Origin of the sequence: Aquamicrobium sp. LC103, assembly GCF_001014615.2 — a bacterium.
Lineage (GTDB): Bacteria > Pseudomonadota > Alphaproteobacteria > Rhizobiales > Rhizobiaceae > LBCQ02.
The window spans coordinates 197,207-213,020 of record NZ_LBCQ02000007.1 but is presented as its reverse complement, the minus strand read 5'-3'; the positions used below and the strand labels follow the sequence as shown (position 1 = coordinate 213,020).

Annotated in this window: 15 protein-coding genes; 8 read left to right on the top strand and 7 right to left on the bottom strand. The window is 64.9% G+C overall.

From position 1 onward, the window contains the following. The first annotated feature begins 374 nt into the window (after positions 1-374). From XW59_RS15475 to XW59_RS15465, 3 genes are all read left to right on the top strand, one after another. On the top strand, positions 375-1,217 hold the full coding sequence (locus XW59_RS15475) for a fumarylacetoacetate hydrolase family protein (RefSeq protein WP_047146189.1): 843 nt from the start codon (positions 375-377) through the stop codon (positions 1,215-1,217). Between the two features lie 194 nt (positions 1,218-1,411). Continuing rightward, on the top strand, positions 1,412-3,730 hold the full coding sequence (locus XW59_RS15470; RefSeq protein ID WP_047146190.1) for an NADP-dependent malic enzyme: 2,319 nt from the start codon (positions 1,412-1,414) through the stop codon (positions 3,728-3,730). A gap of 112 nt (positions 3,731-3,842) precedes the next feature. Further along, positions 3,843-4,880, top strand: a complete 1,038-nt coding sequence (locus XW59_RS15465; RefSeq protein ID WP_170990161.1) for a DUF2865 domain-containing protein — start codon at positions 3,843-3,845, stop codon at positions 4,878-4,880. On the opposite strand, the gene gltX is transcribed toward XW59_RS15465, so the two are convergent. The 3 genes from gltX to XW59_RS15450 form a co-directional block, all read right to left on the bottom strand. After that, positions 4,798-6,171: a glutamate--tRNA ligase gene (gene gltX, locus XW59_RS15460; protein WP_047146192.1), complete on the bottom strand. Its 1,374-nt coding sequence runs from the start codon at positions 6,169-6,171 to the stop codon at positions 4,798-4,800. The genes XW59_RS15465 and gltX overlap by 83 nt on opposite strands. Positions 6,172-6,251: 80 nt before the next feature. Next, complete coding sequence (locus tag XW59_RS15455) at positions 6,252-8,054, bottom strand: ABC transporter ATP-binding protein (protein WP_047146193.1); 1,803 nt, start codon at positions 8,052-8,054, stop codon at positions 6,252-6,254. A 336-nt stretch (positions 8,055-8,390) separates the two neighbouring features. Further along, the gene (locus XW59_RS15450) at positions 8,391-9,614 is read right to left on the bottom strand and encodes an MFS transporter (protein WP_047146373.1); all 1,224 of its coding nucleotides are present in this window, start codon (positions 9,612-9,614) and stop codon (positions 8,391-8,393) included. Positions 9,615-9,791: 177 nt separating this feature from the next. On the opposite strand from XW59_RS15450, the gene XW59_RS15445 reads away from it, so the two are divergent. Genes XW59_RS15445 through XW59_RS15435 form a run of 3 tightly spaced genes read left to right on the top strand, consistent with a single transcriptional unit; the run spans position 9,792 to position 11,143 of the window. Then, complete coding sequence (locus XW59_RS15445; protein WP_047146194.1) at positions 9,792-10,106, top strand: metalloregulator ArsR/SmtB family transcription factor; 315 nt, start codon at positions 9,792-9,794, stop codon at positions 10,104-10,106. Beyond that, positions 10,103-10,480 carry an SRPBCC domain-containing protein gene (locus XW59_RS15440; protein WP_047146195.1) on the top strand — a complete coding sequence of 126 codons (378 nt, stop codon included), beginning with the start codon at positions 10,103-10,105 and terminating at the stop codon, positions 10,478-10,480. The genes XW59_RS15445 and XW59_RS15440 overlap by 4 nt, the downstream gene beginning before the upstream one ends. A gap of 36 nt (positions 10,481-10,516) precedes the next feature. Further along, positions 10,517-11,143 carry an ATP-dependent Clp protease proteolytic subunit gene (locus XW59_RS15435; protein ID WP_047146196.1) on the top strand — a complete coding sequence of 209 codons (627 nt, stop codon included), beginning with the start codon at positions 10,517-10,519 and terminating at the stop codon, positions 11,141-11,143. A 23-nt stretch (positions 11,144-11,166) separates the two neighbouring features. Here the strand turns inward: XW59_RS15435 and XW59_RS15430 are convergent, their stop codons facing one another. The 3 genes from XW59_RS15430 to XW59_RS15420 form a co-directional block, all read right to left on the bottom strand. Beyond that, positions 11,167-11,583 (bottom strand): GNAT family N-acetyltransferase, encoded by a 417-nt coding sequence (locus tag XW59_RS15430; protein ID WP_047146197.1) that lies wholly within the window; start codon positions 11,581-11,583, stop codon positions 11,167-11,169. Position 11,584: 1 nt separating this feature from the next. Further along, positions 11,585-13,270, bottom strand: a complete 1,686-nt coding sequence (locus XW59_RS15425) for an NAD+ synthase (protein ID WP_047146198.1) — start codon at positions 13,268-13,270, stop codon at positions 11,585-11,587. A gap of 67 nt (positions 13,271-13,337) precedes the next feature. After that, positions 13,338-14,051, bottom strand: coding sequence for a DNA-3-methyladenine glycosylase I (locus XW59_RS15420; RefSeq protein ID WP_047146374.1), 714 nt, complete (start codon positions 14,049-14,051; stop codon positions 13,338-13,340). 132 nt (positions 14,052-14,183) lie between these two features. Here XW59_RS15420 and XW59_RS15415 point away from each other — a divergent pair, with 132 nt between their 5' ends. After that, positions 14,184-14,747: a DUF1003 domain-containing protein gene (locus XW59_RS15415; protein ID WP_047146199.1), complete on the top strand. Its 564-nt coding sequence runs from the start codon at positions 14,184-14,186 to the stop codon at positions 14,745-14,747. Continuing rightward, positions 14,744-15,337, top strand: a complete 594-nt coding sequence (locus tag XW59_RS15410) for a DedA family protein (protein ID WP_047146200.1) — start codon at positions 14,744-14,746, stop codon at positions 15,335-15,337. The genes XW59_RS15415 and XW59_RS15410 overlap by 4 nt, the downstream gene beginning before the upstream one ends. Here XW59_RS15410 and XW59_RS15405 read toward each other — a convergent pair. Continuing rightward, positions 15,330-15,689, bottom strand: coding sequence for a diacylglycerol kinase (locus XW59_RS15405; protein ID WP_047146375.1), 360 nt, complete (start codon positions 15,687-15,689; stop codon positions 15,330-15,332). The two genes, XW59_RS15410 and XW59_RS15405, sit on opposite strands and share 8 nt — an antisense overlap. Positions 15,690-15,814: the final 125 nt, after the last annotated feature.

Sequence of the window (15,814 nt, the reverse complement as noted above, 5' to 3'; positions counted from 1 at the left end):
TGCCCGTGAATGTGGTTGTGCGCCGCGCCTCTCATGCAAGGAGCATCCGGGCATTCGGCGGCGGCACTTTGACCGGCTACGGCTAATTCTGCGGCAAGCACGACGATCGCCCTCATGAGGAACCCCAGTCCCTGCCGGCTGGCGGGAGCGGATTTTTCAGGCGCGAACATGATCTCCTCATGTCACAGGCTTATGATGGTTGTGCTTCGTCGGCCCATCGGGATAGGTTTGCAGCTGGAGGATCCGGGAGGATGGCAGTTCGCGGCGGGAGAACCGTCCGCACCGCCGGACATGCCTAGATCCCTGGCGGCGGCTCTTTCAGAGCGCCTTCCGATTGACATTCGACCGAGCTTTGAAGAGAGGGATCTAAGCAATTGAAACTCGTTAGATTTGGTGAAAAGGGCAAGGAAAAGCCGGGACTTCTCGACGGGAACGGAACGATCAGGGACGTTTCCTCCGTCATCGCGGATTATTCGCCTGAAACATTCTCGGCAGGCCTGGCGGAAAAGCTGTCGAAGCTGGACCTCGGCTCATTGCCGGCCGCTCCGCAGGGCGTTCGGCTCGGCGCGCCGCTCGCACGCACCGGCCATTTCATCGCGATCGGCCTCAACTATGCCGACCACGCGGCCGAATCGGGCATGCCGATCCCCGACGAGCCGATCATCTTCTCCAAAGCGCCTAACTGCCTGTCGGGACCGGACGACGACGTGCTCCTGCCGCGCGGATCGCGCAAGCTCGACTGGGAGGTCGAACTGGCGATCGTGATCGGCAAGACCTGCGACTATGTCAGCGAGGCGGACGCGCTTTCCCATGTCTTCGGCTACGCGCTCTGCAACGACGTCTCCGAACGCGAATACCAGGCCGAGCGCGGCGGCCAATGGATGAAGGGCAAGAGCGCCCCGACCTTCGGACCCCTGGGGCCCTGGATCGTGACGTCGGACGAGATCGCCGATCCGCAGGCGCTCGACATGTTCCTCGACGTCAATGGCGAGCGTGCGCAGACCGGCAACACGGCCACGATGATCTTCAGCGTCGCGAAGATCGTCTCCTACCTGTCGCAGTTCATGGTGCTCGACCCCGGCGACGTCATCACCACCGGCACGCCGCCCGGCGTCGGCATGGGCATGAAGCCGCAGAAGTTCCTCAAGGCCGGCGACGAGATGCACCTCGGCATCGCGGGCCTCGGCGAACAGCGGCAGCGCGTCGTCGAGAGATAGCGGTCCGTTCGAGCCCGAGACTTCCACGACCCGCGCGGCGCCCATGCCGCGCGGGATGGGTGCTTTCCGGAAAGTCAGCCGACAAAGCCGGCGCAAGATTGCGGCGTTATCCCACGGCCTTTCATCCTCGCCAAAACCGGCAGTCGTGCTAGAACGGCATCTGACGCCGAACGACCGAACGACGCTGGGTATTCATGAACACCGAAAACGACGAGACCAAACGTTCCGACCTGCAGGAAAGCGCGCTTTTCTACCATCGCTACCCGACGCCGGGTAAGCTGGAAATCCAGGCGACCAAGCCGCTCGGCAACCAGCGCGACCTGGCGCTCGCCTATTCGCCCGGCGTGGCGGCGCCCTGCATCGCCATCAACGAGGATCCGGCCAAGGCCGCAGACTATACCGCACGTGCGAACCTCGTGGCCGTCGTCTCCAACGGCACCGCCGTCCTCGGCCTCGGCAATATCGGCGCGCTCGCTTCAAAGCCGGTGATGGAGGGCAAGGCGGTCCTGTTCAAGAAATTCGCCGGCATCGACGTCTTCGACATCGAAATCGACGCCCCAGCCATCGACGGAATGGTCAACACGGTGGCGGCGCTCGAGCCGACCTTCGGCGGCATCAATCTCGAGGACATCAAGGCGCCGGAATGTTTCGAGGTTGAAGAGCGGTTGAAGGCGCGCATGGCCATTCCGGTCTTCCACGACGACCAGCACGGCACGGCGATCATCGTCGCCGCCGCGGTGCTCAACGGGCTGGAACTCGCCGGCAAGGAACTCTCCAAGGCCAAGATCGTCACCTCCGGCGCCGGCGCCGCCGCGCTTGCCTGCCTCAACCTGCTCGTGGCGCTGGGCGCCGATCGCGACAACATCTGGGTCACCGACCGCTTCGGCGTCGCCTACGAGGGCCGTGTCGACGAGATGGACCGCTGGAAGGACCCGTATGTCAAGGACACCGCGGCGAGGACGCTCGCCGACGTGATCGGCGGCGCCGACGTGTTCCTGGGGCTTTCGGCGGCCGGCGTGCTCAAGCCCGAGCTGTTGAAGGAAATGGCGCCGACGCCGCTGATCCTGGCGCTCGCCAATCCGGTGCCGGAAATCATGCCGGAAGTGGCCCGCGCGGCCCGGCCCGACGCGATGATCTGCACCGGGCGCTCGGATTTTCCCAATCAGGTCAACAACGTCCTCTGCTTTCCCTACATATTCCGCGGCGCGCTCGACGTCGGCGCAACCGCCATAAACGAGGAGATGAAGACGGCTGCCGTGCATGCGATCGCCGCGCTCGCTCGCGAGGAGCCGTCGGACGTCGCCGCCCGCGCCTATTCCGGCGAAACGCCGATCTTCGGCCCCGACTTCCTCATTCCCTCGCCCTTCGATCCGCGTCTCATCCTGCGCATAGCGCCGGCGGTGGCGCGCGCGGCCATGGAAAGCGGCGTCGCCACGCGGCCGATCGACGACATGGACGCCTATGTCGAGACGCTGAGCCGTTTCGTCTTCCGCTCCGGCCTCATCATGAAGCCGGTCTTCTCCGCCGCGAAGACTTCCGACAGGAAGCGCGTCATCTATGCCGACGGCGAGGACGAGCGTGTGCTGCGCGCGGCACAGGTGGTGCTGGAGGAAGGGATCGCCAAGCCAATCCTCATCGGCCGCCCGCATGTCGTGGAGGTACGCCTCAAACGCTACGGGCTGAAGATCAGGCCGGGCGTCGACTTCGAGATCGTAAACCCCGAGGACGACCCGCGCTACCGCCATTATGTCGACCTCCTGATCCAGATCGCGGGTCGGCGCGGTGTCAACCAGGAGGCGGCGCGAACGCTGGTGCGCACCAACACGACCGTCATCGCCGCGCTCTCGATGATGCGGGACGAGGCCGACGCGATGATCTGCGGCCTGGAAGGGCGGTTCGAGAAGCACCTGCGCTATGTCGACATGCTCATCGGCCGGCGCGAGGGCGTCGCCGACCTTTCCGCCCTGTCGATGCTGATCGCGCAGCGCGGCGTCACCTTCTTCACCGACACCTATGTGACGCTCGACCCCTCGGCGAAGGAGATCGCCGAGATGACGGTGCTCGCCGCCGAGGAGATCCGCCGTTTCGGCCTGGAGCCGAAAGCCGCGCTGCTGTCGCATTCCAATTTCGGTTCGCGCGATTCGGCTTCGGCGCTGAAGATGCGGGAAGCTGCCATGCTTTTGAAGGAGATAGCGCCTGATCTTCAGACAGAAGGCGAGATGCATGGCGACTCGGCGCTGTCCGACGTGCTGCGCAATCGCGCCTATCCGCATTCGACGCTGAAGGGCGAGGCCAATCTGCTCGTCTTCCCGAATCTCGATTCGGCCAACATCACGCTGACCACCGTGAAGACCATGCTGGACGCGCTGCATGTCGGCCCGATCCTGCTCGGCACGGCGCGGCCCGCGCACATCCTGACGGCGTCGGTCACCTCGCGCGGCGTCGTCAACATGACCGCGCTGGCGGTGGTGGAGGCGAGCCAGAAGTCGCAGGCCGTGCTGCTGGCCGGCTGACGGCGCGAACCAAGGATTAACCGCCCGCTGCTAGCCTTCGCTCATGAGCTTGGGTGGCAGGGGTAAAACGGCATCGTCTCCGGCGCGGTGGATGGCTGCGCTGGCGATTTTCTTGTCAACGATCGCCGCAACCTCCGACGCTTCAGCCGGTTCACGGCTCTGCCGGCAACTTGAAGGACAACTTGCCGCCCTGTCCTCGTCGCGCGGCGCGGGCGGCGGTGCCCAGGCCGGACGCTACGAACAGGCGATCGCCGCCCAGCGCCAGCAGATCGACAAGCTTCGCGCCGACCAGCGAAGGGCGGGATGCGGCGGCACGGCGATCGGTGGCTCGCTTCCCCATTGCAGCGGCCTCGACGTCACCCTTGCGCGCATGGAGAAAAACCTCGCCGAACTTCGGCGCACGCATGCCCGCCTCTCCGGTGGGCGCGACAATCGCCGCGAGCGCGCACGCGTCATCGCCGCGCTCGGCGCGAACGACTGCCGCCAGGCGCCTCCCGCCCGCAAAACCTCGGCGGAAAGACGTGAAAACGCCGGAGTGCGCATCGTCGACGGCAGCAACGCGCCGGCCGCAAAGCTGGCCGGCAATTACCGCACGATGTGCGTGCGTGCGTGCGACGGCTATTATTTCCCGATCTCCTACTCCGTTTCGACGCCGGCGTTCGAGCGCGATGCCAGGGCCTGCGCGGCGATGTGTCCGGGAACGAAAGTGGAGCTCTACGCCCACCGGGTGCCCGGTGAAGAGTCGGAGGACATGGTTTCGACGAACACCGGTATCCCCTATCGCGAGATGCCGAATGCCTTCCTCTATCGCGATGCGGGCGCCACCCGCGCGCAGGCATGCGGCTGCGGGCGGATGGCGCAAGGATATGAAGTCATCGGCGGCGGAGAACGATCCGCCTCCGCCCCGGACGGTGAAGCCGCAAACGGACGCCAATCCTCATTCTATGTGGCGCCGGCGCCCGGTTCGCCGTCGCAGCCGGCGCCCGGAGACGGTCCGGCCGTCGGCATACAGGCGGGAGAGACGCTTTCCTTGCCGCCTCGGGAGGAGGTCGACGCGGAGCGTCGCGTCAGGGTCGTCGGGCCAGCGTTTCTTCCCGGCCCAGAAGAGGCAATAGATCTGCGAGCTCCGGCCCGGATTCCCTCCCCGTAAGCGCCAGCCGCAGCGGCATGAAGAGCGCCCTGCCCTTGCGGCCGGTCAGTTCCTTGACGCGGTCCGTCCAGACCTTCCAGGTCATGTTGTCCCAGGGCTCCGGCGGGAGATCGTCGAAGGCCGCGCGCAGGAAGGCGCGGTCCTCGTCCGAAAAATCCGGTTTCATCTCCGGTCCCTGCGTGACGATCCGCCACCAGCCCGCCGCATCGTCGAGCCTTTCGAGATTGCCGCGCACCGCGAGCCAGAACGGTGCCGCCCTGTCACCGGCAATGCCCATTTCGGCGAGGCGATCGCACGCCTCCGCATAGGGCATTGCGTGGAGCAGCGCCCGGTTCAGGACCCGCAGTTCGGCGGGATCGAATTTCGCGGCCGATTTCGAGGTCGCGGCGGGATCGAAGCGCTGCGCCAATTCCGTCATCGAGCGCACCGCCGAGACACTTTCGGACGTGCCGATCAGCACCGCGAGCGAGGCCACCGCCATCGGCTCGATGCCGTCCTCGCGCAGTCCCTTTATCGAAAGCGAGCCGCTGCGCTTGGAGAGCCCCTCGCCGGAGGCGGCGGTGAGCAGGTTGTGATGGCCGAAGACCGGCGGTTCGGCCCCGAGCGCACGGAACAGCGCGATCTGCGCGCCGGTGTTCGTCACATGGTCGTCGCCGCGGATGATGTGCGTCACGCCGAGTTCGATATCGTCGGTCACCGATGGCAGGGTGTAGAGATAGGTGCCGTCCTCCCGCACCAGCACCGGATCCGACATCGAGGCGAGATCGACCGTCTGCGGCCCGCGCACGAGATCGTCCCAATGCACCTCGGTGCGTTCCGGCCGGAACGGATCGGCGGCGAAATTCGGAAGAAGGAAGCGCCAGTGCGGCTTGCGCCCTTCGGCCTCCAGCGCGGCCTTTTCTTCTGTCGTGAGCTTCAGCGCCTCGCGGCCGTAGATCGGCGGCAGCCGTCGCGAAAGCCTGACCTTGCGCCGGCGCTCCAATTCGTCGGCCGTCTCGTAGCAGGGATAGAGCACCCCCGCCGCCTTCAGCTTCTCCACCGCCGCGTCATAGGTCGCGAAGCGGGCCGACTGGTGCACCGTCACGTCCGGACGGATGCCGAGCCAGTGCAGATCCTTCTGGATCTGGTCGGCATATTCCTGGCGCGAGCGGGCAACGTCGGTGTCGTCGAAGCGCAGGATGAAGCGACCGCCGCTCTTCTGCGCGAAAAGCCAGTTGAACAGCGCGGTGCGCGCATTTCCGATGTGGATATGGCCGGTGGGCGAAGGGGCGAAACGAACGGTCGTGCTCATGGGTCGGGCCTATCGGAAGGCGCGTGGCTTGGCAAGGCGGCAGAAGGTGGAGGAGCCGCCATGTGGCGGCCCCTCCAGGGTCAAACGAAACCCTTGGTCAGCTCCAGCGCCTGCCGCTCGAACAGCCGGCGATAGATGCCGCCCTCGCGCCGCACCAGAGCGGCGTGATCGCCCTCCTCGACGATCTTGCCCTTGTCGAAGACGAGCAGCCGGTCGAGCGAGCGCACCGTGGACAGCCGGTGCGCGATGACGAGCGTGGTGCGCCCCACCATCAGCCGCTCCATGGCCTGCTGGATCAGCACCTCGGATTCCGAATCGAGGCTCGACGTGGCCTCGTCCAGGATCAGGATCGGAGCGTCGGCGAGGAAGGCACGCGCGATCGCGACGCGCTGGCGCTCGCCGCCCGAAAGCTTCACGCCCCGCTCGCCGACAAGGGTCGAGTAACCCTTGGGCAGCGCCGAGATGAAGTCATGCGCGCTCGCGAGCTTCGCGGCATGCTCGATCTCCGCCTGCGTGGCGCCGGGCTTGCCATAGGCGATGTTTTCCGCCAGCGAGCGGTGGAACAGGATCGGCTCCTGCTGCACGATCGCGATCTGCGAGCGCAGCGAGGCCTGCTCGAATTCCGAGATGTCCTGGCCGTCGATGACGATCCGTCCACCGCTGACGTCGTAGAGCCGCTGAATCAGCTTGACGAAGGTCGTCTTGCCCGAGCCGGAATGCCCGACGAGGCCGACGCGCTCGCCCGGCTGGATCGAGACCGAGAAATCCCTGTAGAGGGGAACCTTGTGACCGCCATAGTGGAAGGTCACGTTCTCGAAATCGATGCCACCGTCGGTGATCTCGATCGGACCGGCGCCAGGCCGGTCGTCGATGCCGAGCGGCTCGTCGTGGATGGCGACGAGTTCCTCCATGTCGTTGACCGAGCGCTGCACGTTGCGGACATGCATGCCGACGTCGCGCAGATAGCCCTGCAGCACGAAGAACGAGGTGAGCACGAAGGCGATGTCACCCGCGCTCGCCTCGCCCCGCGCCCACAGCACGATCGCGAAGCCGATCACCGCCGAGCGCAGCACCAGCATGGTGATGCCCTGCACGGTGCCGTTGATGGTGCCGCGCACCCAGGTGCGCCGCGTGCGGCTGCGCCACTTGGCGATCACCTTGCCGAGCCGGCTATCCTCGCGGCTTTCCGCGCCGAACGCCTTGACGACCGAGTTACAGGAGACGGCATCGGCGAGTGCGCCGCCCAGGCGCGTGTCCCAGGCGTTGGCGAGGCTCGCCGCCGGCGCGACGTAGCCGAGCGACAGCGTCACCGTCAAAACCACGTAGAGGATGGAGCCGATCGCGATGATGACGCCCATCATCGGCCAGTACCAGCCGAGCAACAGCGTCGAGCCGACGAGCATCACCGCCGAGGGCAGCAGCGCAACCAGCACGGTGTCGTTGAGCAGATCGAGCGCCCACATGCCGCGCGTCACCTTGCGCACGGTCGAGCCGGCAAAGCTGTTGGCATGCCAGTCGGTCGAGAAACGCTGCACCCGGTTGAACGCATCCGCCGCGATGTCGGCCATCATCTTCATCGTCAGGTCGATGATGCTGTTGAACGCGATGTGGCGCATCACCACCGCACCCGCCGACAGCGCGATCAGCATGAAGAAGGCGGTCAGCGCCGCGTTCCAGGCGAGTTCGTCGCTCGCCGCGCCTCGCGCGACGGCATCGACGAGCCGTCCCGAATAGAGCGGCGTCAGCACGTCCGCCGTCGTGGAGACGAGCACCGCGCCGATGATGACCACGAGGCGCAACGGCTGCCTGCGCCAGTGCTCGGCCGTGAATCTGAATACGTCACGAAACGCGTTGCCGCGCAGATCGATAAGAAAAGAAGCCATGTCGACAGCCGGACGCCAGATGCGTCCGGTCCCAAAAAACAGAAAATGAAGAAAGGCGCCGAAACGAAAAATACGTCAGGGGCAGGCGGCGCCCGGATACAGCCGTAGCTTGCCGCGTCACGCGGGCAAGGCGGTATGGGCAGTCGCCTGACGGTGTTGGCGCGAGAACGGGCCGATGCCGGCCCTGCTCGGAACTACACTCTTGGAGCGCTGCCTTGCTGGGAAGATCGGAATGCTGGCATTCGGACTCTCCTTGAAGGACTAAAAGGGAAGACGCTTATAGACACGCAAAATCGTTTCGCCAAGGGCCGATGCACAAGAAAACGGCAACTGTGTTCATCCTGCAACCCCAACGGCGCGTTCCTGCAACGCCGCCGAAACGAAGACCATCGCGAAGGCGACCAGGAAGCAGGCGCCGCCCATCGCGATGATCTGCAGCGGATAGCTCACGCCGAGATCGATGAGAAAGCCGGTGAGGCCCGGGCCGGCCGCGGTGGCGAAGACCAGTATCGACATCGCCAGCGCGCGGATCGCACCCAGATGGCGGATGCCGTAGACCTCCGGCCAGAGCGCGCCGAGCAAGGTCGAGGAAAAGCCGTAGGTGAGGCCCAGCAGCCCCATGAAGACGAAGGCGCTCCACTGCTGTTCGACGCCGCCCAGCACGAGGCAGGCGATGCCGAGCGGCAGGAGGAAGACAGGCAGAAGCCTGACCGCGCTGAACCTGTCCACCAGATAGCCCGAGACGAGCGCGAAGCAGACTGTCGTAGCCGCCATGAAGGCGAAGGAGGAGGCGAAGACCTCGAGCGACCATCCCCGCAGCTCGACGAGATAGATCTGATGGAAAAAGATCGTGGTGCCGATGAAGGGAGACGCCATGGTGCAGATCAGGATCGGATAGAAAAGCGGGTCGCGCACGACCTCGCCCCGCGTCCAGTCGCGCGTCCGCGTCGCCACGATCTTGGGATCGCTGCTTCTCGGCCGGCGCTCGGCGGCGAACAGCGTCAATATCAGCGGCAGGGCGACGAGCAGAAGGATGGCGGCGCCGGCAAGCCAGGAATTGCGCCAGCCGATCACGCCGGCGACCGCCACGAAGATCAGCGGGAAAACGCCCTCGCCCACATTGACGCCGATCGCCGCCAGGGAAATCGCACGTCCGCGCTGGGCGGCGAACCACTTGCCGATGGTGGTGAAGGCGAGATGGCCCATCATCCCCTGCCCGAAGAGCCGCAGCAGGTAGATCGAAAGCACCAGCAGCACGATGTGGGTCGACAGCGCCATCATCACCGTCGCGACCGCGAGGCCGGGCATGATGATCAGAGCGACCGTTCGCGCGCTGTAGCGATCGACGATCTGGCCGAAGCGCGGCATGGTCAACGCGCTTCCCAATGTCGCCAGCATGTAGACCGTGCCGAACTGGCCGTGGGAAAGCCCGTACTCCTCGCGGATGTTTCCCGCCGAAAGCGAGATGAAGAAGGTTTGGCCGAAGGAAGAGAAATAGGTCAGCAGGAAACCGCCGGCGAGCCATCTCGCATTTTCGCGCAGGAAGGAAAGGAAGGGCATGAAAGATCTCTCGGCGAGGCGCAGAAGCCGCGATTTGGGAAAGGCAGGAGCAACATCTTCGACGACGGCGCCGAGCCATAGAGCCACGCACCGCGAACCGCTGGGCTTGCCTCCCCGTGACAAAGAGGTCCGACATAACCGCTTGCGCAATCGATAAGTACATGCTTATCTGTCTCCATGAATGAAACGGATATTTTTCGTGCCCTTGCGGACCCTACGCGACGCGCCGTCTTCGAACGGTTGCTCGCGGGCGAAAAGAACGCGACAGAACTGCGGGACGGACTGTCCATCTCGCAGCCGGCGGTCTCGCAGCATGTCGCCGTGCTGCGAGGCGCCGGCCTGATCAGCGAAGAGCGTTCCGGCCGCCATGTGAGGTATCGTGTCAACCCGGACGGGTTGAGCCCGCTGATCGACTGGTTGACGCGCTACCGCGCCTTCTGGCCCGCCAGAGTCGAGAATCTCAAGACGCTGCTCAAGGAGATGGATCAATGACGACGAGCCACGGGCAGGAACGAAGCGGCGACGAGACCGTCGTCGAATGCGAACTCGATGCCTCGCCGGAAAAGGTCTGGCGCGCCTTGACCGTGCCCGAGCTCGCCGCCGAATGGCTGGGAATCGATCGCGAAGCGGCTGCGGATGCTCCCCGACCGAGTTACGAGATCGTCGAGGCCGAGCCTTATCGGCTGCTGCGCTATGCCTGGCGGGACGAGACGGCTTATCCGGCGGAGACGGAGGTGACCTTCGAGCTCTGGCCGCGCCCCAACGGGCACACCTGGTTCCGACTGACCCACGGCTTGCCGGCAACGGCAAGGACGCCGGTCGCAGCGGCGAACACGAACCGCCCGCCTCTCGCCCGCGCGGCCTGACGACAAACGAAACACAACCCGAACGGAGATCGCGACATGCGCGACACGATGCAGCTCGTCCCCATGGTCGTCGAACAATCGCCGCGCGGCGAGCGTTCCTTCGACATCTTTTCCCGACTCCTGCGCGAGCGCATCGTTTTCCTGAACGGCATGGTCGACGACAATTCGGCCTCGCTGATCTGCGCGCAACTGCTCTTCCTGGAGTCGGAGAACCCCAACAAGGAGATCTCCTTCTACATCAACTCGCCAGGCGGCGTGGTGACCAGCGGATTCGCCATCTACGACACGATGCAGTTCATCAAGTCCCCGGTCTCGACCCTGTGCATGGGCACCGCCGGATCGATGGCGTCCTTCCTTTTGATGGCGGGCGAGCCCGGCCGCCGCATCGCGCTTCCCAATGCCAGCGTGATGGTGCACCAGCCCTCGGGCGGCTTCCAGGGCAAGGCATCGGACATCGAACGCCACGCCGAGGACATCATCAAGCTGAAGCGCCGGGTTATCAGCCTCTACGCGCACCATTGCGGCCGCACCGAGGAGGAGGTCGAACGCACGCTCGACCGCGACTTCTTCATGACCGCGCATGAGGCCAAGGACTGGGGCATCGTCGACCACGTTTATGACAGGCGCGAGATCGTGGAGGGTGGCGGGACCCTGCCGATGTGATCATCCCCGCGCCGGAGGCGCTTCTACTGGCCTGGCGCGGATCGATCGAGGCGCATCTCGTTGCCGTTTGTCACGGGTTCGAAGCCGAAGCGCGCATAAAGGCCGTGCGCGTCGGACGTGGCGAGCATCCAGGTCGACACCGTGGCGAGCTCCGGATGATCGAGCAGCGCCTGCACCAGCGCCCTGCCGATACCGGCGCCACGATGCTCAGGCCAGACAATCACATCGGAGATGCGCGCGAATATGGCCCGGTCACCGGAGGCGCGGGCAAAACCGACCTGCTCCCCGTCGATCAGCGCGATTGCGCAGATCGAATGGGCGAAGGCGCGCCGGTGGATATCATCCGTCCGCTTGGCTCCCCAATAGGATTGCCGGATCAGGGCGGACGTCCGGTCGAAATCGATACGCGAAAGATCGAAGCTGATCTCGAGCCCCGACACGTCAGCCCCGATCCCTGAACCTGTTCGTGATCGGATAGCGGCGGTCACGGCCGAAATTCTTCTTCGTGATCTTCACGCCCGGAGCGGCCTGGCGGCGCTTGTACTCGGCAATGTAGAGCAGGTGCTCGATGCGATGCACCGTGTCCCGATCATGGCCGCGCGCGACGATCTCGTCGACGCCCATCTCGCGCTCGACCAGGCATTCCAGGATGTCGTCGAGCGCCGGATAGGGAGGCAGCGAATCCTGGTCGGTCTGGTCGGGCCTGAGTTCGGCCGAGGGCGCCTTGTCGATGATGTTTCGCGGAATCACCTCGCCGGAAGGCCCCAGCGCACCGGGCGGCACATGGGTGTTGCGCCAGCGCGAGACCGCATAGACCTGCATCTTGTAGAGATCCTTGATCGGGTTGAAGCCGCCGTTCATGTCGCCGTAGAGCGTGGCGTAGCCAACCGACATCTCGCTCTTGTTGCCGGTGGTCACCACCATCGAGCCGAACTTGTTGGAAATCGCCATGAGGATCGTGCCGCGCGCGCGGCTCTGCAGGTTCTCCTCGGTGATGCCTTCCTTGGTGCCCTCGAAGAGCTGGGTCAGCGCGTGCGAAAAGCCGTCGACCGGCTCGAAGATCGGCACGATATCGTAGCGGCAGCCGAGCGCGCGGGCACAGTCCTCCGCATCCTTGAGCGAGTCCTTCGAGGTATAGCGATAAGGCATCATCACGCAGCGCACGCGTTCCTCGCCGAGCGCGTCCACCGCGAGTGCCGCGCAGATCGCGGAATCGATGCCGCCGGAAAGGCCGAGAACGACGTTCTTGAAGCCGTTCTTGTCGACATAATCACGCAGGCCCAGCATGCAGGCGCGGTAGTCGGCCTCCTCCTTCTCGGGGATTTTCGACATCGGCCCGCCGGTGCAACGCCACTCGTCGTCGATGCGCTTCCAGGTGGTGACGGCGCAGGCTTCCTCGAACTCGCTCATCTGGAAGGCGAGCGACTTGTCGGCGTTGATCGCAAAAGAGGCGCCATCGAAGACGAGCTCGTCCTGTCCGCCAAGCTGGTTGGCGTAGAGGATCGGCAGGCCGCTTTCGATCACCTGGCGGATCACGATCTGGTGACGAATGTCGACCTTGCCGCGATAATAGGGCGAGCCATTGGGCACGAGCAGGATTTCCGCCCCGCTCTCGGCGAGCGTCTCGCACACGGCGAGGTCGCCCCAGATGTCCTCGCAGACCGGAATTCCAAGGCGCACGCCGCGATAATTGACCGGGCCAGGCATGTCGGGACCGGGCTGGAAGACGCGCTTTTCGTCGAACTCGCCATAGTTGGGCAGGTCGAGCTTGTAGCGCTCGGCGATGATCTTGCCGCCGTCGGCGACGACGACGGAATTGTGGATGCCGGATTTGCGCTTCAGCGGCGTGCCGATGATCACGCCCGGTCCACCGTCGGCCGTATCCTCCGCGAATTCCTCCACCGCGCGTTCGCACGCGGCGAGAAAGGCCGGCTTAAGAACGAGGTCCTCCGGCGGATAGCCGGCGATGAAGAGCTCGGTGAAGAGCACCAGATCGGCACCCTGGCGCGCCGCATCCGCCCGCGCCTCGCGCGCCTTGGCGAGATTGCCGGAAACGTCGCCCACCACCGGATTGAGCTGGGCGACGGCGATGCGGAGAATATCGGGAGAGGAAGCGGATTTTGTCATGTCTGCTCGTGTAGCGTGCGGCAGGCGAAGCGGCAATGCCGATCGTTTGGGCCATGAAGCCCGGCTTCTACTCGCCCATATATTCGCGCAGCTCCTCCGCCGAATGGTTGGAGCCGATCGACATCGCGAGAATGCGCGAGATATGGGCGCGCGGAAGCCCCGTTTCCGCCGCCCATGAATTGACCTGCGCCTGGATCTTCTGCAGATCCTTCTTGGAGGTCGGGCTTTCGGCGATGTCGAGCCCGGCATCGCGCAGGGCGGCCGCCATGTCGCGCGAGATGATGAACGTATCCCAGCCCAGCCAGCGCAACAGATATTGGCCGGTATTGCCACCGAGCCGGCTTCCCCGCTTGGCGAGGAAGTCCATCAGACCGATCTGGTCGTCGGCCGGCCAGTTCGCCAGAAACTTGCCGAAGCCGCCATGCTCGGCTGAAACGCGATCGACGAAGGCGGCGTTCTCGCGGACCGATTTGATCTTCTGCGGATTGCGCACGATGCGCTTGTCGGAAGCGAGATCGTACCAGAAATCATCGGGCTGGAAGAGCAGCCGCTTCGGCTCGAAGCCGAGGAACGCCTCCTCGAAGTCCGGCCATTTCCGCTCGATCACGCTCCAGACGAAGCCTGCCGAGAACACGCGTTCCGCCATGGTCGACAGAACGCGATCGTCGGCGACCGCCGCGACCGCCTTATTGTCGGGCACCGGCCCGAGCAATGAGCGTAGGACCTCGTCTCCACCCTTGCGTTCGGCGGCGCGGGAACGGATCCTGTCGAAATCTGCCATGGTACTCACCCTCCGGCCGCGCTTGTGGAGGCGGCACAGCGATTTTCCACGTCGACGCACGCTTGCCAAGCCCTCGCGACGAACCGACACTCGGTTCGGGAAGCCGAGCACGGTTCCTAGAGGGAGTCGATCATGACAAAATCCGTCGCGGATCTCGCAAATCGCTGGCTTACGCGCACGCCCGAAACGCTGAGCGAGCTGGAGAGCAGGGTCCTGCAAAGCGCGATCAGCCGCCAAACCATTTCGCGGGACCGCAACGAGGACTATGCCGGCGCCCAGAATTTCGGCGACAGGCTGGCGGACGCCATCGCCCGCATAGGCGGATCGTGGAGCTTCATCGTCGCCGCCATCGCCCTCCTCATCGTCTGGACGTTGGGGAACGCATGGCTGCTCGGGGGAGACAGCTTCGACCCCTACCCGTTCATCTTCCTCAACCTCGTCCTGTCGATGATCGCAGCGCTGCAAGCGCCGATCATCATGATGTCGCAGAACCGCCAGGCCGAGCGCGACCGCCTCGATGCGAGCCACGACTATGCCGTCAATCTGAAAGCCGAGATCGAGATCATGGCGCTGCACGAGAAGCTGGACGAGCTCCGCCACCGGGAAATGCTGGAACTGCGCGACAGGATCGCGACATTATCGGCCTCGCTGGAGGCGCTGGACGCGCGACTTGCCAGAGGGGATGCGAAGGCTTGAGCGAGACGATCCATTTTCTCATCGAGAGATACGGCCTCATCGCCGTGTTCGCCGGCTGTATCGCGGAGGGCGAGACAGCGGCGATGCTCGGCGGCTTCTTCGTCCACCAGCATGTCTTCGCGCCGGCAAATGCGCTCCTTGCCGCATTCTTCGGCGCGTTCCTCGGCGATTCGCTGTTCTTTCTCGTCGGACGTCGCTTTTCCGACCATCCCTATGTCGCCAAGCTGCGCGAGAGGCCCGGCTTTGCCCGAGCTTTCGAGCTGGTGGACAGATATCCGGCGCTCTACGTGCTTTTCAACCGCTATGCCTACGGCTTCCGGCTCGTGGGCGGGGTGGCGGCCGGCCTGTCGCGGATACCGGTTCCCAAATTCCTGCTGCTCAACGCGCTTGCCTCGCTGATCTGGGCAGCTCTTTTCCTTGGCATCGGCTACGTGTTCGGGCTGGGCGCGGAACAACTCGTCGGCGCAGCGCTCGAAAAGCATCACCGGCTCCTCGTCGCTCTCGGCCTTGCCGTACTCGGCATCGGCCTGGCCTGGTGGACGGGCCGGCATTTCCGCCAACGCGCGGAACGGCCGCGGCAGATCAGATAGGCGCCCCCGCCAGCCGCTCCCATATCGCCAGGCCCCAGATACCCACCGCGAGGACGGTCGCGATCGCGACAGCCAGCGAACCGCAATCCTTGGCGATCTGGATGTCGGCGTTGAACTCGCGCGAAAGCGCGTTGCAGGCCGCCTCCACCGCCGTGTTCAAGACCTCGACGATCATCAGGAGCAGCAGCGCGGCCATCAGCAGGCCGTAGCCACGCCAGGTCGGCGAAATCACGTAGGCGACCGGCAGGGCGAGCACGAACAGGATCGCCTCCAGCCTGAAGGCCTCCTCGTTGCGAAGGAGGAAATTCAGGGCGCGCAACGAATTGCACGCCGCCTTTATCAGTCTCTGCATGATCGGACCCGTCGTGGCGTTCTGATCCTCGGCCGCGTGAACATCGCCCCGGCCGAGCCAGCTACTCTTTAGCTGACGGCGCCATATCCGCAACAGTCGGGTTCAACGAAGACGTCGGATTCGCT